Here is a 737-nt window from a genome sequence, read left to right as displayed (position 1 = left end):
GCCCGCTGCTCGCCCGCGCCAACCGCGAGGATCGTCGCATGCGGCGGGTTGATGACGGCGGCGAAGTCCTTGATGCCGAACATGCCGAGATTGGAAACGGCCGTGTTGCCGCCCTGGAACTCTTCCGTCTTCAGCTTGCGCGAACGCGCCCGCGCGGCCAGATCCTTCATCTCGTTGGAGATCGCCGACAGCGTCTTCTCGTCGGCGCGGCGAATGATCGGCGTGATGAGACCGCCGGGGATCGACACGGCCACGCCCACATCGGCATGTCTGTGCTTCACCATGGCGCTCTCGGTCCAGGAGACATTCGCCTCCGGCACCATGGCAAGCGCTTTCGCATGGGCCTTGATGACCATGTCGTTGACCGACAGCTTGTAAGCCGGCTTTTCGCCATCCCCGGTCTTCACCATCGGCGCGGCATCGTTCAACTCCTTGCGCAGCGCCAGAAGCGCGTCGATCTCGCAATCGAGCGTCAGGTAGAAATGCGGGATGGTGGATTTCGCCTCGACCAGACGGCGGGCGATGGTCTTGCGCATGCTGTCATGCGGGATGAGCTCGTAAGAACCTTCCTCGAACAGTTTCATGACCTGATCGTCGGACATGGCCAGCGGCGCGGACGGAGCGGCAGAAGGTGCTGCTTCGGCTGCCTTCGCACCGCCATCCTTGCCGGCGGCTTCCACATCGGCCTTGACGATCCGGCCCTTCGGGCCAGAACCGGCGATGGCGGACAGGTCGAG

At 63.9% G+C, this 737-nt stretch carries 1 protein-coding gene; it reads right to left on the bottom strand.

Features of this window, described 5'->3' with window-relative positions:
• Window positions 1-737 (bottom strand): 2-oxo acid dehydrogenase subunit E2 (locus tag AC07E3_RS21445; RefSeq protein ID WP_478364766.1); only part of this gene is annotated, 737 nt, incomplete at both ends.

This window comes from Nitratireductor lacus, assembly GCF_056431025.1.
The sequence above is the reverse complement of the archived record's forward strand: the minus strand, read 5'-3'. Positions and strand labels throughout refer to the sequence as shown.